This window comes from Pseudoduganella sp. R-32 (genome assembly GCF_049913245.1).
GTDB lineage: Bacteria > Pseudomonadota > Gammaproteobacteria > Burkholderiales > Burkholderiaceae_D > Rugamonas.
This window is the reverse complement of the sequence record NZ_CP183987.1, coordinates 229,841-250,794: the sequence shown is the minus strand read 5'-3', so window position 1 is coordinate 250,794 and position 20,954 is coordinate 229,841. Positions and strand designations below refer to the sequence as shown.

At 61.3% G+C, this 20,954-nt stretch carries 15 protein-coding genes; 9 read left to right on the top strand and 6 right to left on the bottom strand.

The features are described 5' to 3' along the window. Positions 1–3: 3 nt before the first annotated feature. Both ACN9MU_RS01095 and ACN9MU_RS01090 read right to left on the bottom strand, forming a co-directional pair. Positions 4–1,188 (bottom strand): isovaleryl-CoA dehydrogenase, encoded by a 1,185-nt coding sequence (locus tag ACN9MU_RS01095; protein WP_426166675.1) that lies wholly within the window; start codon positions 1,186–1,188, stop codon positions 4–6. A 66-nt stretch (positions 1,189–1,254) separates the two neighbouring features. Beyond that, complete coding sequence (locus tag ACN9MU_RS01090; protein WP_426166673.1) at positions 1,255–1,659, bottom strand: MerR family transcriptional regulator; 405 nt, start codon at positions 1,657–1,659, stop codon at positions 1,255–1,257. Positions 1,660–1,707: 48 nt separating this feature from the next. Here ACN9MU_RS01090 and ACN9MU_RS01085 point away from each other — a divergent pair, with 48 nt between their 5' ends. Together ACN9MU_RS01085 and ACN9MU_RS01080 are read left to right on the top strand one after the other, a co-directional pair. Further along, positions 1,708–2,772: an MBL fold metallo-hydrolase gene (locus tag ACN9MU_RS01085; RefSeq protein ID WP_426319979.1), complete on the top strand. Its 1,065-nt coding sequence runs from the start codon at positions 1,708–1,710 to the stop codon at positions 2,770–2,772. A 269-nt stretch (positions 2,773–3,041) separates the two neighbouring features. Next, on the top strand, positions 3,042–3,452 hold the full coding sequence (locus ACN9MU_RS01080) for a hypothetical protein (protein WP_426166669.1): 411 nt from the start codon (positions 3,042–3,044) through the stop codon (positions 3,450–3,452). Positions 3,453–3,661: 209 nt separating this feature from the next. Here the strand turns inward: ACN9MU_RS01080 and ACN9MU_RS01075 are convergent, their stop codons facing one another. The 3 genes from ACN9MU_RS01075 to ACN9MU_RS01065 all read right to left on the bottom strand — a co-directional run bounded on the left by ACN9MU_RS01075 (position 3,662) and on the right by ACN9MU_RS01065 (position 7,146). Beyond that, positions 3,662–4,258: a UbiX family flavin prenyltransferase gene (locus ACN9MU_RS01075; RefSeq protein ID WP_426166667.1), complete on the bottom strand. Its 597-nt coding sequence runs from the start codon at positions 4,256–4,258 to the stop codon at positions 3,662–3,664. Then, positions 4,251–4,568 (bottom strand): Grx4 family monothiol glutaredoxin, encoded by a 318-nt coding sequence (grxD, locus tag ACN9MU_RS01070; RefSeq protein ID WP_057265627.1) that lies wholly within the window; start codon positions 4,566–4,568, stop codon positions 4,251–4,253. Before grxD ends, ACN9MU_RS01075 begins: the two co-directional genes overlap by 8 nt. A 229-nt stretch (positions 4,569–4,797) precedes the next feature. Continuing rightward, positions 4,798–7,146 carry a Tex family protein gene (locus ACN9MU_RS01065; RefSeq protein ID WP_426319976.1) on the bottom strand — a complete coding sequence of 783 codons (2,349 nt, stop codon included), beginning with the start codon at positions 7,144–7,146 and terminating at the stop codon, positions 4,798–4,800. Positions 7,147–7,338: 192 nt separating this feature from the next. Here ACN9MU_RS01065 and ACN9MU_RS01060 point away from each other — a divergent pair, with 192 nt between their 5' ends. The 7 genes from ACN9MU_RS01060 (at position 7,339) to ACN9MU_RS01030 (ending at position 19,747) form a co-directional block, all read left to right on the top strand. Beyond that, on the top strand, positions 7,339–10,449 hold the full coding sequence (locus ACN9MU_RS01060) for a DEAD/DEAH box helicase (RefSeq protein ID WP_426166662.1): 3,111 nt from the start codon (positions 7,339–7,341) through the stop codon (positions 10,447–10,449). Between the two features lie 4 nt (positions 10,450–10,453). Next, on the top strand, positions 10,454–11,485 hold the full coding sequence (locus tag ACN9MU_RS01055) for a PAS domain-containing sensor histidine kinase (RefSeq protein ID WP_426166660.1): 1,032 nt from the start codon (positions 10,454–10,456) through the stop codon (positions 11,483–11,485). Between the two features lie 87 nt (positions 11,486–11,572). Beyond that, complete coding sequence (locus ACN9MU_RS01050) at positions 11,573–12,253, top strand: response regulator transcription factor (RefSeq protein WP_055939590.1); 681 nt, start codon at positions 11,573–11,575, stop codon at positions 12,251–12,253. Positions 12,254–12,316: 63 nt separating this feature from the next. Next, a complete protein-coding gene (locus tag ACN9MU_RS01045; protein ID WP_426319973.1) occupies positions 12,317–13,039 on the top strand; it encodes a transposase in 723 nt (240 codons plus the stop codon). A gap of 204 nt (positions 13,040–13,243) precedes the next feature. Further along, positions 13,244–17,965: a glutamate synthase-related protein gene (locus ACN9MU_RS01040; protein WP_426319971.1), complete on the top strand. Its 4,722-nt coding sequence runs from the start codon at positions 13,244–13,246 to the stop codon at positions 17,963–17,965. Positions 17,966–17,980: 15 nt separating this feature from the next. Beyond that, positions 17,981–19,444 (top strand): glutamate synthase subunit beta, encoded by a 1,464-nt coding sequence (locus tag ACN9MU_RS01035; RefSeq protein WP_426166651.1) that lies wholly within the window; start codon positions 17,981–17,983, stop codon positions 19,442–19,444. Positions 19,445–19,534: 90 nt separating this feature from the next. Continuing rightward, positions 19,535–19,747, top strand: a complete 213-nt coding sequence (locus ACN9MU_RS01030) for a hypothetical protein (protein WP_426336735.1) — start codon at positions 19,535–19,537, stop codon at positions 19,745–19,747. On the opposite strand, the gene ACN9MU_RS01025 is transcribed toward ACN9MU_RS01030, so the two are convergent. Then, positions 19,744–20,817 carry a DUF3592 domain-containing protein gene (locus tag ACN9MU_RS01025; RefSeq protein ID WP_426343997.1) on the bottom strand — a complete coding sequence of 358 codons (1,074 nt, stop codon included), beginning with the start codon at positions 20,815–20,817 and terminating at the stop codon, positions 19,744–19,746. The genes ACN9MU_RS01030 and ACN9MU_RS01025 overlap by 4 nt on opposite strands. Positions 20,818–20,954: the final 137 nt, after the last annotated feature.

Below are 20,954 nucleotides of genomic sequence, written 5' to 3'. Positions count from 1 at the left end.
CGCTTACTTGGTCTCGGCGAACAGTTCGCGGCCGATCAGCATGCGGCGGATTTCGCTGGTGCCGGCGCCGATTTCGTACAGCTTGGCGTCGCGCCACAGGCGGCCGACCGGGTACTCGTTGATGTAGCCATTGCCGCCCAAGGTCTGGATTGCTTCGCCTGCCATCCAGGTTGCCTTCTCGGCCGAGTACAGGATGGCGCCGGCGGCATCCTTGCGCAATGCGCGCACCTGCTCAGGCGAGGTGGCGCGGTCGCAGGCCTGGCCCACGGCGTAGACGTAGGCGCGGCAAGCCATCATGGTGGAGTACATGTCCGCCAGCTTGCCCTGCATCAGCTGGAATTCGCCGATCGGCTGGCCGAACTGCTTGCGGTCGTGGATGTAAGGAACCACGGCGTCCATACAGGCCGACATGATGCCCAGCGGGCCGCCGGACAGCACGGTGCGTTCGAAGTCCAGGCCGGACATCAGCACGTTGACCCCCTTGCCCAGGCCGCCCAGCACGTTCTCGGCCGGCACTTCGCAATCTTCAAACACCAGCTCGCCGGTGTGGGAGCCGCGCATGCCCAGCTTGTCCAGCTTCTGGGCGATGGAGAAGCCCTTGAAGCCCTTCTCGATCAGGAAGGCGGTCATGCCGCGCGGGCCGGCTTCCAGATCGTTCTTGGCGTACACCACCAGGGTGTCGGCGTCCGGGCCGTTGGTGATCCACATCTTGGTGCCGTTCAGCACCCAGCGGTCGCCCTTGAAGTCGGCGCGCAGCTTCATCGACACCACGTCGGAACCGGCGTTCGGCTCGGACATGGCCAGCGCACCCACGTGCTCGCCGGAGATCAGCTTCGGCAGGTATTTCTTCTTCTGTTCTTCGGTGCCGTTGCGCTTGATCTGGTTGACGCACAGGTTGGAGTGCGCGCCGTACGACAGGCCGACCGAGGCGGAAGCGCGGGAAATTTCTTCCATCGCGATGATGTGGGCCAGGTAGCCCATGTTCGAGCCGCCGTATTCTTCGCCGACGGTGATGCCCAGCAGGCCCAATTCACCCATCTTGCGCCACAGGTCCATCGGGAACTGGTCGGTGCGGTCGATTTCAGCGGCGCGCGGGGCGATTTCGGCGGCGGCGAACTGCTGTACCGCTTCGCGCAGGGCGGCGATGTCTTCGCCGTGATCAAAGGTCAGGCCTGGGAGATGGAGCATGTCTTCCTCTATTGGTGTTGGGTATTGAAGCGCAAATGATACGCCTGAGTGACGTTAACGTAAACGTCAAGTAGCCGTAGTTTGCTTTTCGGCAAGTGCTGCCAGCAGGCGCTTGCACTCTTCCTCGTGGGTGGCGATCTCTTGCAGCGACATTTCGATGTCCTCGCGCTGTTGTTCCAGCGTCTCGCGGTGCTGCGACAGCACGCCCAGGAAGCGGTTCATCTGGGCTTCGGTGTCCTTTGGCGACTCATACATGTCGACCAGGCTCTTGATTTCGCTGAGCGACAGGCCGATGCGCTTGCCGCGCAGTGTCAGTTTGAGGCGGGTGCGGTCGCGTGGGGTATACACGCGGTTGCGGCCGCCGGCACCTTCGCGCGATGGGCTCAACAGGCCCTGGTCTTCATAGAAGCGGATGGCGCGCGGGGTGATATCGAACTCACGGGCCAGTTCGGTGATGGTGTAGGTCGGCATGGCTTACAATGGATCTTCCGTTTACGTAACGTCAATCTATTGTACGCCATGAACCCGCTCGAATCCCAGCTTGACTATCCATTTGGCGACACCCTGCCGGCCAGCGGCACGGTGCTCGAAGTCGCGCCCGGCGTGGCGTGGATGCGGCTGCCGTTGCCGTTCGCGCTCGACCACATCAACCTGTGGCTGTTGCGCGAAGCCGATGGCTGGAGCGCGGTGGACTGCGGCGTGGCGCTGGACGCCAGCAGGGAAGCCTGGAATGCCGTGCTGGCCGGGCCGCTGGCTGGCCAGCCGCTGCGGCGCGTAGTGGCCACTCACTGTCACCCGGACCACGTCGGGCTCGCCGATTGGCTGTGCCAGCGCTTTGGCGTCTCGTTGTGGATGACGGCGGGCGAGTATGCCTTCGCACGCATGATGTCGGCCGGCTTGCCCGGCGTCGACGGCCCTTCGGCCGTCCCCCATTTTGAACGGCATGGCCTGGTCGACCCGGAAATGCTGGAGAAAATGCGCTCCCGGAAGAATTACTACCCCTCGCTGGTGCCTTCTGTGCCGGCTTCCTATGTGCGCCTGCATGACGGCCAGGTGATCGCGGCCGGCGACGCCACCTGGCGCGTGATCACCGGTTTCGGCCATTCGCCGGAACACGCCGCCCTCTACTGCGAACAGCTCAATGTGCTGATTTCCGGCGACATGGTCTTGCCGCGCATTTCGACCAATATGTCGGTTTTCGCGGTTGAACCCGAAGCCAACCCCTTGCAGCAATACCTCGATTCGCTCGAGCGCTTCGCCACCCTGCCGGAAGACGTGCTGGTGCTGCCCTCGCATGGCCGGCCATTCCGAGGCCTGCACACCCGCATCAAGCAGTTGCGCGATCACCACGAGGCGCGCCTGGCCGAGGTGCTGGCCGCCTGCACGGATCAGCCGCGCTCCGCGGCAGAGATAGTACCAATCATGTTCCGCCGCCCGCTGGATGCCCACCAACTCAGCTTCGCGTTGGGCGAAGCGCTGGCCCACCTTCACAAACTATGGCGGGATGGTATCGTGCGCCGGGATACCGGAGATCACGGCATCATGAAATTCATAAAGGCGCATAAAGTTACCGACGGTCTTTAATACCAGCCGACCGGTCGACAACAAAGACAGCCCCTAGGTTTGTAGTCGCCAAGCAACTTTATTTCTAAAGTTGTAACCGATTATTTGTCGTCCTGACAAGTAGATTCTGCTACTTTTTACCGATTTTACCGAAAGAAATTCGGGTTGGCAGAGCGGGAAATCGTCCAGTCTGTAGCGCCAATTGTTAATTGTTGTTAACTACAATTGTCACAATTGGTCTGATGGTTCTAGAGACTGACATTCATGTTGTGACATGAAATAGTGCAACTATGAATTCTTCGAACGAACGTGAAAGCTTCAGCCAGCGACTCCAGCAGGCTTTGAAAAATGCCCACTACTCTCCGGACAGCCCAACCCGGCTGGCGAGAGAGTTCAACATCAGGTTTGAGGGCAGACCGATTACGGTCCACGCCGCCCGAAAATGGCTGGTTGGAGAGGCAATTCCGACCCAGGAAAAGCTGCGCATGATTGCGCAGTGGCTGGGCGTTCCTGCTGAATGGCTGCGCTTTGGCGGTGCCGAAATCGAGCACCATAATGGAGATTCGAACGGTAGCAACCTGAACCGGTTCGAGTCGGCTGACGTCAAATTGATCGCTGATTTGCAACGGCTGGACGACCATCACAAGCAAATTGCGCGCGAATTTATTCGCATGCTGGTGAGGGTCAACTACCAAAAGTAACAAAACGACACCATTTATCCTGCGCAAAACGGGGCAAATTGCTTTCAAAAGCACGTCCGAGTTTCACTTAGCGCGCCGGCTCCCGGCGCGCCCCGCCCAAGTGTCAAAATGATGTTTTTGATACTGCCAACATGGTGTCCTGCCATGTCACAAACGACCAGACCACTTTGTAACAAACTTGATACATTGGCCCGCAAAGGCGCATGTTTTCAAGGGTTCATGCCATTCCAGCGAGGGGCCAGATTGTGACATATGCCGAATAAGTCGATCACACGGGCCACGGTGTGGTCCACCATTTCATCGATGGATTCCGGCTGGTGGTAAAAACTTGGCAATGGCGGAAAGATAACGCCGCCCATTTCGGTGACAGCGGTCATATTGCGCAGATGCGCAAGATTGAAAGGCGTCTCGCGCACCATCAGTATCAGGCGGCGGCGCTCCTTCAGCATCACATCGGCAGCACGGGCGATCAGGTTGTCCGACAGGCCATGCGCGACGGAAGCCAGGGTTTTCATTGAACAGGGAGCGATCACCATGCCGTCGGCCTGGAAAGAGCCGCTGGCGATGGAAGCGCCGATATTGTTCTGCTTATGGACGACATGGGCCAGCGCTTCGACTTCCTTGCGCTGCAAGCCTGTTTCCTGATGGAGGGTGAGGACCGCGGCGTCGGAGATGACCAGGTGGGTCTCGACGGGACGGCCATCCTGCCCCGTCGCTTGCTTCAAATGCTGCAGCAGCCGCACGCCATACACGGCGCCGGTAGCGCCGGTGATGGCAATGACCAGCCGCTGCGGGCGATCAGCCATTATTGTCCAGCAGGGCCTTCAGTTCGCCGGATTCATACATCTCGGACATGATGTCGGAGCCGCCGATGAACTCACCGCGCACGTACAGCTGCGGGATGGTTGGCCAGTTCGAGTATTCCTTGATGCCCTGGCGCACTTCCGGATCATCCAGTACGTTCACGGTGGCGATGTTTTCAACGCCGCAGGCTTTCAGGATCTGGATGGCACGGCCGGAGAAGCCGCACTGTGGGAACTGGGCGGTGCCCTTCATGAACAGCACGACGGGGGTGTTGGTCACGGTTTCTTTGATCCAGGTTTGTACGTCGCTCATTGCATTCTCACTGCTAAGGATTGGAATCCAGCCATTTTACCGCGAAACGGCGCCTTACCTGATGACACAGGTCATGTCCTGGCGCAATTCGGGGTCAGGTCTGTCATTCGGACAGACAGCGCTACCCTTTGATCAAAATCAATACGCGAAAGGTAGCGAAATCGCGTATTGAGCAAGATCAAATGATTGCGTTAGCTGTCCAAAAGACAGACCTGACCCCGACTTTTGTTTAGCTGCGCAGCTTGGCGAAGGCGGCGGCCATCGAGCTTTGCTGGACTGGCTCGCGCGATTGCTGCTTTTGCTGCTGGCCCATGGCGCGGCGGTCGTTGCGGTCGCTACGCTGCTCTGGGCGGGAGCCGGCGACGGGCGCGCTGTCGGACAGGCGCATGGTCAGGGCAATACGCTTGCGCTTCACGTCCACCTCCAGTACCTTGACCTTCACCACCTGGCCGGCTTTCACCACCGTGTGGGGGTCTTTGACGAAGGTGTTCGACAGGGCGGAAATGTGAACCAGGCCGTCCTGGTGCACACCGATATCGACGAAGGCGCCGAAGGCGGCCACATTGGTCACTACGCCTTCCAGGATCATGTCCGGACGCAGGTCGCTGATCTCTTCCACGCCTTCCTTGAAGGTGGCGGTGGTGAATTCAGGGCGCGGGTCGCGGCCCGGCTTTTCCAGTTCCTTGATGATGTCGGTCACGGTCGGCACGCCGAACTTGTCGTCGGCATATTTGGCCGGGGACAGCGCTTTCAGCAACTTGCTTTCGCCGATCACGCCGCGCACGTCTTTCTGGATGTCGGCCAGGATCTTCTCGACCACCGGGTATGACTCAGGGTGCACTGCCGACGCGTCCAGCGGGTTCTCTCCGCCCATTACGCGCAGGAAGCCGGCTGCCTGCTCGAAGGTCTTGTCGCCCAGTCGCGGCACGTTCTTCAGCGCTGCACGGGAGGCGAATGCGCCCTTCATGTCGCGGTAGCTGACGATGCTTTGCGCTACGCTGGCGGACAGGCCGGAGACGCGTGCCAGCAGCGGCGCCGAGGCGGTATTCACGTCGACGCCCACCGCATTCACGCAGTCCTCTACGACTGCGTCCAGCGAGCGCGCCAATTGGGTCTGCGATACGTCGTGCTGGTACTGGCCGACGCCGATCGATTTCGGGTCGATCTTCACCAGCTCGGCCAGCGGGTCTTGCAGGCGGCGCGCGATCGAGACGGCACCGCGCAGCGACACGTCCAGCTCCGGCAGTTCGCGCGAGGCGTATTCGGAGGCCGAGTACACCGATGCGCCGGCTTCTGAGACCACGATCTTGGTCAGCTTCAGCTCCGGACATTGCTTGATCAGGTCTTGCGCCAGCTTGTCGGTTTCGCGCGAGGCGGTGCCGTTGCCGATCGAGACCAGCTGCACGCCGTGCTTGGCGGCCAGTCGCGACAAGGTGTGCAGCGAGCCGTGCCAGTCGTTGCGCGGCTGGTGTGGATAAATGGTGGCGGTATCCACAACCTTGCCGGTGGCGTCGACTACGGCGACTTTCACGCCGGTGCGCAGGCCTGGGTCCAGGCCCATGGTGGCGCGCGGGCCGGCCGGGGCGGCCAGCAACAAAGCTTTCAAATTGGTAGCAAACACGTTGATGGCGTCCAGTTCGGCTTTTTCGCGCAGGGCGCCCATCAGTTCGGTTTCCAGGTGCATGAAGGATTTCACGCGCCAGGTCCAGCGCACGGTGTCGGCCAGCCATTTGTCGGCGGGGCGGCCGGCTTGCTTGATGCCGAAACGGGCCGAAATGCGGCTTTCGCAGGGGTTATGCGGGGCGTCCCACTTCGGCTTTTCCTCTTCCGAATCGAGACGCAGGGTGACGTCCAGCATGCCTTCCCGGCGTCCGCGCAACAGTGCCAAGGCGCGATGCGACGGTACGGCGGCCAGCGGCTCGGAATAATCGAAGTAATCGGCGAACTTTTCGCCCTCTTCTTGCTTTCCCTCAACAACTTTCGATTCAACTACGCCATGCTCTTGGACATATTCGCGCAGCGATTGCAGCAGGGTGGCGTCTTCCGCGAAGCGTTCCATCAGGATCTGGCGGGCGCCATCGAGGGCGGCCTTGGCGTCGGCCACGCCAGGATTCTTGCCGTCGGCGGTCTCGAAGGCTTCGCGCATGTAACCGGCGGCCTGTTCCTCGGGATTCAGGGTCGGGTCGGCCAGCAGGGCGTCGGCCAGCGGGGCCAGGCCCGCTTCGATGGCGATCTGGGCCTTGGTGCGGCGTTTTTGCTTGTAAGGGAGGTAAAGGTCTTCCAGCCGGGTCTTGTCCTCTGCGTGCATGACCGCATCTAGCAGCTCCGGCGTCATCTTGCCTTGCTCGGTAATCGAGTTGACGATCGCTTCACGGCGTTCTTCCAGCTCGCGCAGGTAGCGCAGGCGCTCTTCGAGATTGCGCAGCTGGGTGTCGTCCAGGCCGCCGGTCGCTTCCTTGCGGTAGCGGGCGATAAACGGGACGGTGGCGCCTTCGTCCAGCAGGGCGATGGCGGCGGCGACCTGGGCCGGCTTGGCGGCCAGTTCGAGGGCAAGGCGTTGTTCGATAGAAGGCAGCATGACGGTATTCCAAACTGTGAAGGCCGAAATCATACAACACGGGCCCGGGAATCGATTATTATTAATTAGTCAATGTTGTCCGTCTAACTTGTAGTTGCACTAAGTTAGGATTTTCACAAACACGAAAACGTGGAAGGCGGATAATATTGCATGTTGCTGTTTTTGAACCGCTGATTTAAAAGAATGCGCCCAATGGATATTACCCGCGACGAAGCCCGCGAAACTCCAGTCGCACCGGCTCCCGCACCAGCTGCTCCGCCCAACCAGCTTCCCTATGCTGTGGCGACATGGTTGCAGAGGGTGGATGCAGCCGCGCATCCCAAGCCAAAACTGGCCCCGGTCGAAATCGACCCGAAACAGACCAACTACAAACTGATTTATGTGCTGGCGCCGACCAGCGGCGGGCGCCATGTCGCGCTCTGCCTGTACAAGGCGCGCCTGAAACCGAACGGGGACGTGGCTGCGGCCACCCCGGTCAGCGAAGTGTTTTCCCTGCTCTCCGCTCCGCCAGCATTCCTGGCGCCGGGCGATGAAGACCTGGTCCGCTTCTTCGTGGCCATGCGCAGCGGGCCCAATTCCCAGACCGGCAGCGCCACTGAGCCGCGCGGCAAGATCGGCGCGGCGCTGCTGCAAATGTTGTCCGAACAGGACAAGCTGCTGTGGGCGAACTCCTGGTCCGACGTGGGCAACGGCCTGGTCTATCCGATGAAGGCTGGCGACAAGCGCAATGCCAGCCTGGCCTGGCGCGAGGAAGGCAAGGGCCTGCGCCTTGGCTGGCAGGTCGACGTGCAGGAAGGGGCCCGGCACCATGGCGCCGACCAGATCGACTACATGCTGCCGACCGAACCGCCATGGTATATCGACAACCTGTCGACCGGCGTGCTGCAGCTGAACCAGGGTGGCACCACCATTCCGCTGGCTGACCTGCAGGCCTTGGTGGCGCAGGCGCCGCTGCTGATGCCGAACGATAAGATGCGGGTATCGCAGCTGCTGCTGGCGCACGGCCTGCAGCAATTGATGCCGTTGCCACAGCCGCTGCCCCAGCGCGTGCGCACCGACGTCAAGCCGCGGCCTATCCTGGTGCTCGATTCGGCGCAACTGGCCGACGGCACCCTGCAGCGCTGGAATGACTATGCCGTGCTGTCGTATGACTACGACGGCGAGCGCGTGTCCTTCGATCCTTCGCAGCGTGTGGTGCGCCAGCGCGGCGAAGTGACTGAGATCATCCAGCGTGACGAGGCTGCCGAGGCGGCCGCGCTGGAAACACTGACCCAGCTGGGCTTCAAGAAACCGACCGCGCTGCCGCTGTCCAGCGTGCGCGGCGGCCTGTTGCTGGCCAACCAGGCCGACTGGATCCGCTTCGCCGAATCCGGCATCGATGAATTGCTGGCTGCCGGCTGGCGCGTCGAGAAATCGCCGAAGTACCGCTACGATATGGTGGCGGTCGACGACTGGTACGCCGAAGTCGAGGAAGAAACCACCGAGAATGGCAATGCCTGGTTCGACCTGGAACTCGGCATCACCGTCAATGGCGAGCGCGTGCCGCTGCTGCCGGTGCTGGTGCAGATGATCCGCAATTTCCCGAACGACTTCAGCCCGAAAGCGCTGGCTGTGCATGGCGACTCGGACCAGATGCTGGCCGCGCTGCCGGACGGTACGCGCGTGGCCCTGCCATGGAACCGCCTGCGCCCTATCCTGGCGACGATCGGCGAGCTCTACTTCAGCGAAAAGATCCGCCATTCGGTGCGCATGTCCTCGCTGGATGCGGCGCGCCTGGACGAGCTGGCGCGCAATGTCGACTTCCAGTGGACCGGCGGCGAAGAGCTGCGTGAAATGGGCCGCAAGCTCAACCAGTTCTCCTCGGTCAAGCGTGTGCCGACCCCGGCCGGCCTGCAAGCGACCCTGCGCGATTACCAGACCGACGGCCTGAGCTGGATGCAGTTCCTGCGCGAATACAATTTCGGCGGCATCCTGGCCGACGACATGGGTCTGGGCAAGACGGTGCAAACTATCGCCCACATCCTGGTGGAGAAAGAAGCCGGCCGCCTGGATCATCCAGCCCTGGTCATCGCGCCCACCAGCCTGATGAACAACTGGCAGGATGAAGCCGCCCGCTTCGCGCCTGGCCTGAAAGTGCTGCTGTTGCAGGGCAAGGACCGCGCCGAGCTGTTCGACGAGATCCCGAAAGTCGACCTGGTGCTGACCACCTACGCCCTGCTGCCGCGCGACGAGGAAAAGCTGCGCGAGCATGATTTCCACCTGGTGATCCTGGACGAATCGCACTACATCAAGAACACCCGATCGAAGGCCGCCCAGAGCGCGGGCCTGCTGCGTGCGCGCCACCGCCTGTGCCTGTCCGGCACGCCGCTGGAAAACCACCTCGGCGAGCTGTGGTCGCAATTCCACTTCCTGTTGCCGGGCTTGCTGGGCGACGAGAAGACCTTCAACAGCAACTTCCGCCACCCGATCGAGCGCCAGGATGATCCGCAGCGCCGCCAGTTGCTGAACCGCCGCATCAAGCCTTTCCTGGTGCGCCGTACCAAGGACAGCGTGGCCAAGGAACTGCCGCCGAAGACCGAGATGGTGCGCAAGGTGGAGCTCAGCGGCGCGCAGCGCGACCTGTACGAAACTGTGCGCCTGGCCATGGACCAGAAAGTGCGCGAGGAGATCGATCGCAAGGGCGTGGCGCGCTCGCAGATCGTGATCCTGGAAGCGCTGCTCAAGCTGCGCCAGGTCTGCTGCGATCCGCGCCTGGTGAAGACTACCAAGAAAGCCGCCTCCGCTGGTTCGGCCAAGCTGATCGACCTGATGCAGATGGTGGAAGACCTGCTGGAAGAGAAGCGCAAGATCCTGGTGTTCTCGCAATTCACTTCGATGCTGGAACTGATCGAGGAAGAACTGGAAGCACGCGACATTCCGTACGCCATCCTGACCGGAGAAACCCGCGACCGCGGCGCCCAGGTGGCTGCCTTCCAGCAAGGCGCGGTGCCGATTTTCCTGATTTCGCTGAAGGCCGGCGGCGTGGGCCTGAACCTGACTGCAGCCGACACCGTGATCCATTACGATCCGTGGTGGAATCCTGCCGCCGAAAACCAGGCCACCGACCGCGCCTGGCGTATCGGCCAGGACAAGCCGGTGTTCGTGTACAAGCTGATCGCCAAGGGCACGCTGGAAGAAAAGATCCAGCTGCTGCAGCAGAAGAAATCGGACCTGGCGCAATCCGTGCTGGCCGAAGGCGAATCGCAGAAGATGGCCTTGACCCAGGAAGACCTGCAACAGATCTTCGCACCGTTACAGGATTGATCCCATGCTGAGTGCTGAACACTATCGCCAGATCCTCGACCACAGCAGCGACGTACACTGGATGCTGGACTGCGATAGTGGCCAGCTGCTGTACGTCAGCCCTTCTGCTGAAAAGCTGTTTGGCTACATGCCGGACCGCGCTCAGCAGGTTGCGGCCGACTTGATGGGCGAACTGCCGGAACGGCTGGAAGCCTACACCTCCGGCGATACCACGCGCCGCCATACCGTGCGCGATGCGGAAATGACGGGCCGCGACGGTGTGATGATCCCGGTCGAAATCGAATCGACCCTGGTGCCCGACGTCGATAGCGGCGTGCTGCGCCTGGTCGGCACGGTGCGCGATATCCGCGATCGCATCGAGCGTGAGAAGCAGCAAAAGAAATTCGCGTCGATGGTGTCGCACGAATTCCGCACGCCGCTCTCCACGATCGACGGTGCGATCCAGCGCCTGGAAATGACTTCGGCCAATGCTGATGAAAACACCAAGAAGCGCTACCGCAAGATACAGACGTCGGTCGACCGCTTGTTGGAGTTGATCAACGAATACCTGAGCCCTGAGCGCATGGCCAGCATTGGCCGCAAGCGCCAGGCCGACGAAATCTCGCCGGAAGCCTTGCTGGAAACGGCGGCCGAAGCCGCGCGCCAGCGTCGCGGCGACATCACGGTGCGTGCAGAAGGCTTGCCGCAATGGATGCGTTGCGATCCGCAGGGCATGCGTTTGTGTCTCGACATACTTTTAGATAACGCCCTCAAGTACACTAATGACAACGTTGCGATAGAATTGCAGGGTAGGAAAGCCAGCGAAGGCGGGGTTGAACTCCTCGTCATCGACCACGGCGCTCCCGTTCCGGATGATGAGCTAGGCAAACTCTTCGACAAGGGTTACCGAGGCAAGGCTGCCGCAGGGCATGCCGGTTCCGGCCTCGGCCTGTATATGGCCAGGAATGTTGTTGAGGTCCACGGCGGCACACTGTCTGTGGAAAATTTGCCTGAAAGCGGCAAGAAATTTCGGATTTGGCTCCCGGTCGCTGCTTAAGGCTTGCGCAGCCCGTGACCAACCGTGATAATTCTTCGACGCAAGCCCTAAACCCCGGCTCGCGACTGAATGGAAAATGGCGCATCAATGACGCAAATACTCATCGTGGAAGACAACCTGGAATACGCCGAAGAGATGGCGGATTTCCTGGCTGAACTTGGCCATGTAGTTCACACCACCAATAACGCCCAGGAAATGTGGTCCGCCCTCAGCCAGGGCACCGTGGGCGTTGTCGTGCTCGACCTGGGCTTGCCGGATGAGGATGGCTTCAATGTCATCCCGCGCATGCGCCAGCTGTACCCTCAGATCGGCCTGCTCGTGCTGACCGGCCGCGTGGCCTTCGACTCCCGCATCATGGGCCTGCGCCTGGGCGCCGACCATTACCTGACCAAGCCGATCAAGTTCCCGGAACTGGCCGCCCATATCGAGGCGCTGGACCGCCGCGTCGGCCCGCAGGAAGCCATCCCTGTTCCAAGCAAGTGGACCCTGAAGGTCTCGGCCCGCCAGCTGGAACTGCAGGGCCAGGCCATCACCCTGACCGAGAAAGAGTGCAATTTCCTGCACTTGCTGACCATTAACACCCGTCCGGTGCCGCGCCAGGTGATCGTGGCTGGCATTGGCGGCGACGATCCGGATGCCGGCCGCCGCGTCGACATGCTGGTGTATCGTTTACGCAAAAAGGCGCGTAGCGGCCTGGGCCAGGATTTGCCCCTGCGTTCGGCCTACGGCGAGGGTTACAGCCTGTCCGCCAGCTTCAATTTGTCTTAATAGGGACAGAGTCAAGCGAACTGGGTAGAATCGGGGTTTCCCGATCCTACCCTTTTTGTTTTCATGGCCCGTCTGCCTCGTCTCGTCGTTCCCAACCAGCCGCATTACATCATCCAGCGTGGCCTGAATGGCCAGGAAGTGTTCCTGGATGCTGAAGATTTCAGCAGTTTCATCGCGTGGATGCGCGCCGCCGCCCGCCAATACAAGGTGGCGGTGCATGCCTACACCCTTTTGCCGGGCGAATTGCACCTGCTAGCCTCTCCCAGCGACGAGGAAGGCCTGGGTGGCATGATGCAATGGATCGGGCGGCACTATGTCCCTTATTTCAACCAGAAATACTCCCGGGCCGGCACTCTGTGGCAGGGGCGCTATAAAACCTCGGTCATCGAGGCGGAGCGCTACTTCATTTCTTGCTCTAAATACATTGAATTCGCTGCGGTCCGAGCGCGACTGGCCGAAGGGCCGGAGCATTACCAGTGGTCGAGCTATCCACACCATGCGGGGATTCGCCAGGATGGGGCGGTGAACGATCATCCGATCTACTGGGCGCTGGGCAATACGCCGTTCCAGCGCGAGGCGGCCTATATAGAACTGGCGGCGCAGGGGCTGGCTGGAGTGGACCAGCGGGCAATCGAGAGCGCGGCGCTGAAAGGCTGGCCTTTGGGCAGCGACAAATGGAAGGCTGAACTGGAGCGGCGCATGAAGCGGCAGGTGCTGCCGGCTAAGCGGGGGCGGCCAGCCAAAACCGGTAAACCAGGGTCTGACCCGCAGGGTCAGATCCTTTAAGACGCGGCGGACGCGGGCCGAAAGTGCCTGGCCCTATGGGTCAGACACTGGTTTCCCGGTTTTGGCTGGCACTCTGTCCCCAATTAAATTCCCGCGCGACTGTCGCCGATTTAATTCGACTCCGACCCTATTTGTTTTTCTTGCGCGTTTTTGTGCACTGCATTACTCTGGATTTTCGTGACCAAAAATTCAGCGGAGAATCGCATGCAAGCGCAAGGTTTGTACAACCCAGCCAACGAACATGACGCCTGTGGCGTCGGTTTCGTCGCCCACATCAAAGGCAACAAGAGCCACTCGATCGTCGAACAGGGTCTGCTGATCCTGAAGAACCTGGACCACAGGGGTGCGGTCGGCGCGGACAAGCTGATGGGCGACGGCGCCGGCATCCTGATCCAGATTCCGGACCAGTTCTACCGCGACGAAATGGCCAAGCAGGGTGTCGAACTGCCGCCGCCAGGCGAATACGGCGTCGGCATGGTGTTTCTGCCGAAGGAAAATGCTTCCCGCATCGCTTGCGAACAGGAAATTGAACGCGCTGTGCGTATCGAAGGCCAGGTCGTACTGGGCTGGCGTAACGTGCCGATCGACTCGGAGATGCCGATGTCGCCCCGCGTCCGCGAAAAAGAGCCGGTCATCCGCCAGATCTTCATCGGCCGCGGCCAGGACGTGATGGTGACCGACGCGCTGGAGCGCAAGCTGTACGTCATCCGCAAATCGTCGGGCCACGCGATCCAGGCGCTGAAACTGATCCACGGCAAGGAATTCTTCGTGCCGTCCATGTCGGCACGTACCGTCGTGTACAAGGGCCTGCTGCTGGCCGACCAGGTGGGCGTGTACTACAAGGACCTGCAGGATCCGCGCTGCATCTCCGCGCTGGCGCTGGTGCACCAGCGTTTCTCGACCAACACCTTCCCTGAGTGGCCGCTGGCCCACCCATACCGCCTGATCGCGCACAATGGCGAGATCAACACCGTGAAGGGCAACTTCAACTGGATGCGCGCCCGCGAAGGCGTGATGAAGTCCGCCGTGCTGGGCGACGACCTGCAGAAGCTGTTCCCGCTGATCTATGAAGGCCAGTCTGACACCGCCTGCTTCGACAATGCGCTGGAACTGCTGCTGATGGCGGGCTATCCGCTGGCGCAGGCGATGATGATGATGATTCCTGAAGCGTGGGAAAACCACACGCTGATGGACGACAACCGCAAGGCCTTCTACGAATACTACGCATCGATGATGGAACCATGGGACGGCCCGGCCGCCATGGCCTTCACCGACGGCCGCTACATCGGCGGCACGCTGGACCGCAATGGCCTGCGTCCTGCCCGCTACATCGTGACCGACGACGACCTGGTGGTGATGGCGTCCGAATCGGGCGTGCTGCCGATCCCGGAATCGAAGATCATCCAGAAATGGCGCCTGCAGCCGGGCAAGATGTTCCTGATCGACCTGGAAGCCGGCCGCATCATCGACGACAAGGAACTGAAAGACACCTACGCCAACGCCAAGCCATACAAGGCATGGATCAACGCGGTGCGTATCAAGCTGGGCGAGCTCAAAATGAGCGAAAGCCAGACCGCTGCCAACGTGGCCAAGTACGGTCCGGCTGCCGGCGAGAAGCAGTCCGCATCGCTGCTGGACCGCCAGCAGGTGTTCGGCTATACCCAGGAAGACATGCGCTTCATCCTGGCGCCAATGGCAATTAACGGCGAAGAAGCTGTCGGCTCGATGGGCAACGACTCGCCGCTGGCCGTCACTTCCAACAAGCTGAAGCCGCTGTACAACTACTTCAAGCAACTGTTCGCGCAGGTAACCAACCCGCCGATCGACCCGATCCGCGAAGCGATGGTGATGTCGCTGGTGTCCTTCATCGGCCCGAAACCGAACCTGCTGGATACCAACAACGTCAACCCGCCGATGCGCCTTGAAGTGTCGCAGCCGGTGCTGGGCTTCGACGACATCGCGCGCCTGCGGACCATCAGCCAGCACACCGGCGGCAAGTTCAAGTCCTATGAGCTGAGCATCTGCTACCCGCTGGCCTGGGGCAAGGAAGGCGTGGAAGCTTCGCTGGCATCGCTGTGCGCGGAAGCCGTGGACGCGGTGAAGTCCGGCCACAACATCCTGATCATTTCCGACCGCACCGTCGGTCCGGACCGCGTGGCGATCCCGGCCCTGCTGGCAACGTCGACCATCCACCTGCACCTGGTGAGCAAGGGCCTGCGCGCCTCCACCGGCCTGGTGGTGGAAACCGGCTCCGCCCGCGAAACCCACCACTTCGCCCTGCTGGCCGGCTACGGCGCGGAAGCAGTCCACCCTTACCTGGCGATGGAATCGCTGGCCGAACTGGCGCACTCGCTGCCGGGCGACCTGACTCCGGAAACCGCCATCTACAACTACACCAAGGCAGTCGGCAAAGGCCTGATGAAGGTGATGTCGAAGATGGGCATCTCGACCTACATGTCCTACTGCGGCGCCCAGATCTTCGAAGCCGTTGGCCTGAACCGCCAGCTGGTCGACAAGTACTTCCGCGGCACCCAGTCGAACGTGGAAGGCATCGGCCTGTTCGAAGTGGCCGAGGAAGGCCTGCGCCTGCACAAGCTGGCCTTCGGCAATGACCCGGTGCTGGCGGACGCGCTGGATGCAGGCGGCGAATACGCGTACCGCGTGCGCGGCGAAGACCACCTGTGGACGCCGGACGCCATCGCCAAGCTGCAGCACTCGACCCGCTCCAACAACTACTCGACCTATAAAGAGTATGCACAGCTGATCAACGACCAGAGCAAGCGCCACCTGACCCTGCGCGGCCTGTTCGAATTCAAGATCGATCCGACCAAGGCAATCCCGCTGGACGAAGTGGAACCGGCCAAGGAAATCGTCAAGCGTTTCGCTACCGGTGCGATGTCGCTGGGCTCGATCTCGACCGAAGCCCACGCCACCCTGGCCATCGCCATGAATCGTATCGGCGGCAAATCCAACACCGGTGAAGGCGGCGAAGATCCACGCCGTTACAGCAATGAGCTGAGAGGCATCCCGATCAAGGTCGGTGCGACGCTGGCTTCCGAGCTGGGCAAGGACCAGGTTGAATCCGATATTCCGCTGCAGGAAGGCGACTCGCTGCGTTCGCGCATCAAGCAGGTGGCATCCGGCCGCTTCGGCGTGACCGCGGAGTACCTGAACTCCGCCGACCAGATCCAGATCAAGATGGCGCAGGGCGCCAAGCCGGGCGAAGGCGGCCAGCTGCCGGGCCACAAGGTGTCCGAGTACATTGCGCAGCTGCGCTTCTCGGTACCGGGCGTGGGCCTGATCTCGCCGCCGCCGCACCACGACATCTACTCGATCGAAGACCTGGCGCAGCTGATCCACGACCTGAAGAACGCCAACCCGCGCGCTTCGATCTCGGTCAAGCTGGTGTCGGAAGTCGGTATCGGTACCGTCGCTGCCGGCGTATCGAAAGCCAAGGCCGACCACATCGTGGTGGCCGGCCACGACGGTGGCACCGGCGCATCGCCGCTGTCCTCCGTCAAGCATGCCGGTACGCCATGGGAGCTGGGCCTGTCCGAAACCCAGCAGACCTTGGTGCTGAACGGCCTGCGCAGCCGTGTGCGCGTCCAGGCCGACGGCCAGATGCGTACCGGCCGCGACGTGGTGATCGCTGCCCTGCTGGGCGCCGACGAAGTCGGTTTCGCCACCGCACCGCTGGTGGTGGAAGGTTGCATCATGATGCGCAAGTGCCACCTGAACACCTGCCCGGTCGGCGTTGCGACCCAGGATCCTGAGCTGCGCAAGAAGTTCCAGGGCAAGCCTGAGCACGTGGTGAACTACTTCTTCTTCGTCGCCGAGGAAGCGCGCCAGCTGATGGCACAACTGGGCATCCGCACCTTCGACGAACTGATCGGCCGCGCCGACCTGCTGGACAAGTCGAAAGCCATCACCCACTGGAAGGCACAGGGCCTGGACTTCACCAATGTGTTCTACCAGCCGAAAGTGGACGACGGCAAGCTGATTTACCACACCGAAGAGCAGGACCACGGCCTGGACAAGGCACTGGACCTGAAGCTGATCGCACAAGCCAAGCCTGCGCTGGAAAAGGGCGAGCGCGTGTCCTTCATCTCGCCGGTGAAGAACGTCAACCGCACCGTCGGTACCATGCTGTCGGGCGAAGTGGCCCTGAAATACGGCCACGCCGGCCTGCCGGACGACACCATCCACATCCAGCTGCAAGGCACCGCAGGCCAGTCGGCTGCGGCCTTCCTGGCAGCGGGCATCACCATCGACCTGGTGGGCGAAGGCAACGACTACGTGGGCAAGGGCCTGTCGGGCGGCCGCATCATCGTGCGCCCGAACACCGAGTTCCGCGGCTGGGCCGTGAACAACATCATCGTTGGCAACACCGTCATGTACGGTGCAGTTGCCGGCGAAGCCTTCATCAACGGCGTGGCTGGCGAGCGTTTCGCTGTGCGTAACTCCGGCGCCACCGCGATCGTGGAAGGCCTGGGCGACCACGGTTGCGAATACATGACCGGCGGTACCGTGGTCGTGCTGGGCGCCACCGGCCGCAACTTCGCGGCGGGCATGTCGGGCGGTATCGCCTACGTGTACGACCCGGACGGCGAATTCCACAGCAAGTGCAATATGTCCATGGTGAGCCTGGAAGAAGTGAAGGCGGCCGCCGACCAGCTGGTCGACAAAGCCACCTGGCATAGCCAGCATCGCAATGGCGAACCGGAGGCCGATGAAATCATCCTCAAACGCTTGATTGAGCGCCACTTCAAACACACCGGCAGCACGCGCGCGCGCCTGTTGCTCGACAACTGGAACGAGAGCCGTTCCAAGTTCGTCAAGGTGTTCCCGAGCGAGTACAAACGCGCCCTGGTGGAAATGGCAGACAACGCCGCGATCGAAGCGGAAACTCAAGCAATCGCTGCGTAAGAGAGGATCAGAAAAATGGGTAAGATCACCGGTTTCATGGAATTCCAGCGCCAGGAAGAAAGCTACCTGGCACCCGAGGCTCGCCTCAAGAACTACAAAGAATTCGTCATTCACCTGACCAACGACCAGGCCAAGGTACAGGGCGCGCGCTGCATGGACTGCGGCATCCCGTTCTGTAACTCGGGCTGCCCGGTCAACAACATCATCCCGGACTGGAATGACCTGGTCTATCGCGGCCACTACCGCGAAGCGCTGAACGTGCTGCACTCGACCAACAACTTCCCCGAGTTCACGGGCCGCATCTGCCCGGCGCCTTGCGAGAGCGCCTGTACCTTGGGCATCCACGAGCTGCCGGTCGGCATCAAGTCGATTGAACACAAGATCATCGATGAAGGCTGGGAGCACGGCTGGGTCGTGCCGCAGCCGGCCGAAGTCAAGACCGGCAAGAAGGTTGCCGTGGTCGGTTCCGGTCCTGCAGGCCTGGCCGCTGCGCAGCAGCTGGCGCGCGCCGGCCATGACGTGACCGTGTTCGAGAAGGCCGACCGCATCGGCGGCCTTCTGCGCTACGGCATCCCTGACTTCAAGATGGAGAAGCACCACATCGACCGCCGTGTCGAGCAGATGGAAGCAGAAGGCGTGAAGTTCCGCACCTCCGTCCTGATCGGCAAGGACTTCCCGGCCACCGTTGCCAACGGCTCCAAGGAAACCATCTTCCCGGAAGACCTGGAAAAAGATTTCGACGCCGTGGTGATGGCGGGCGGCGCCGAGCAGCCGCGTGACCTGCCGGTGCCGGGCCGTGAACTGAAAGGCGTCCACTTCGCGATGGACTTCCTGCCGCAGCAGAACAAGGTCAACGCGGGCGACAAGATCAAGGACCAGATCAAGGCCACCGGCAAGCACGTGATCGTGATCGGCGGCGGCGATACCGGTTCCGACTGCGTTGGCACCTCGAACCGCCACGGTGCTGCCAGCGTCACCCAGTTCGAACTGATGCCGATGCCGCCGGAGCAGGAAAACAAGCCGCTGGTATGGCCGTACTGGCCGACCAAGCTGCGCACCTCGTCTTCGCATGAAGAAGGCTGCGAGCGTGACTGGGCCGTCGCCACCAAGCGTCTCGAAGGCAAGAACGGCAAGGTTGAAAAGCTGGTCGCCTGCCGCGTCGAATGGAAAGACGGCAAGATGACCGAAGTGCCGAACTCGGAATTCGAAATGAAGGCCGACCTGGTGCTGCTGGCCATGGGCTTCGTCTCGCCGGTGCAGCAGGTGCTGGACGCCTTTGGTGTCGACAAGGACGCACGCGGCAATGCCCGCGCCGCGACTGAAGGCGACAACAGCTACAAGACCAGCAAGCCTGGCGTGTTCGCAGCAGGCGACATGCGCCGTGGCCAGTCGCTGGTAGTGTGGGCGATCCGTGAAGGCCGTCAGTGCGCCCGCGCTGTCGACGAGTACCTGATGGGCACCTCGGTCCTGCCGCGCTGATCCCGCCTCACGTCAAGCGCACAGCCCAGTGCGCTTGACGAAGTTTTCCATGAGCGTAAACTGGCAGCACGCATTCAAAGCGATGCTGCCATGCAGAACGAACCCTCCCGCAAGCAGAAGGGCGATACTGAAAGCCGACTGGCCCGCCTTGAAGCGACAGCGGAGCACCTCCTGACAGATGTTCGTGAACTCCGCGCTGATTTCCGGATGGTGATTGGTCTTCAAATTGCGACGATTGGCATGATTGTCACCGTGGGACTTGGCACTGCGGCATTGGTTGTGAAGGTGTTTGGCGGGAGCTAGCGGCTGCGTGGCAAATGGAACGAATAGTTCGCGCCCGCCAGCTCAAGCACGAGTTCAAGCTGTTCCCCCATGCGCTCGCGTGGTGGACCGGCCACGAAATCCAGGACTTTGGTGCCGCGGGCTACAGGCCCGTCTTGCAAGCAATGTTCCCAAATCTTGATCGGCTTATTCTGGCTGCTTCTGACGCTCTTCACTAATCGAAGGCTGATGCTGACACGATGCATCAGCTCAAGTGGCGGCGACCGCTGCCCGATCGCCGGGCTGAAATGGATGGACCCACGCAGCGGCGAAAGGCCGGTAATTTCGAGAACGGGCCGTCCAGCAAACCATTGATTCCGAAACTGCAGCCAGGTGAGCAGAATGAGACCCAGGCCAGCGATTGGGAACAGAAACGCTATCGCCGCCAGCGAAAGGCCGTTTGCGCGAATGTGTTCCAGCGCGATTGTGGCGAAAGGCCAGCTAAAGGAGTTCCAGGCCAGCGCAAAGACAAAAAGCAGCGCTGTGCCGTCTGTCCCTTCGAGCAGGATTGGCCGCCCTTCCCGGAGCCGGTCAGCCATCGTCTTGTTGCGCCCGGGACGCCACAGATTAAAGATGTAGCCCCAGGCTGCCAGCCCGAAGCCGTTGAACAGCAGCGCAAATGGCAGGCTCCAGACAGTTGTTTCCCAATCCAGCGTACGGTTGAAAACGGCGCGCTCGGGGTGGCTGGGATCTACCCAGATGTCGACCAGGGATTGTCGCTGCTGAGAATTCTTTAACTCATCGTACAACTTGTCCTGGAAGCCGCCGTGAAGTTCCGGGGTGTCATAGAAGCTGGCCTGTCCGCCAACGAATTGGCGGCCTTCGAAAGTGTAGCGGAAGGAGGCCTTGGCCCGATACGTCGCGATTCTTTTCCTGCTGAGATGCTCGACCCGTTCCAATGATTCGACCCGGGCCGGTACTGCCACGGAAGTGCGGGAACGCCACCAATTCTCTCCGTGTTCATAAAGCGGCTTCACGCCGGCAACAAAGCCGAGGAGCGGAAAAAGGATCGCGAAAGCCAACGCGACGAGAGTCAGAGGCAGCCTGTCCATTTCCAAAGTATAGCTGGAGCCACACTTTCGTAGTTGTCCAATAGAAATATTTCTGCGTAACTGCCGGTAATGTTATAGGATGTCTGATGACATGGATTATTTAAACAAGGTTGTCCTACATGTCAATTCCCTCAACA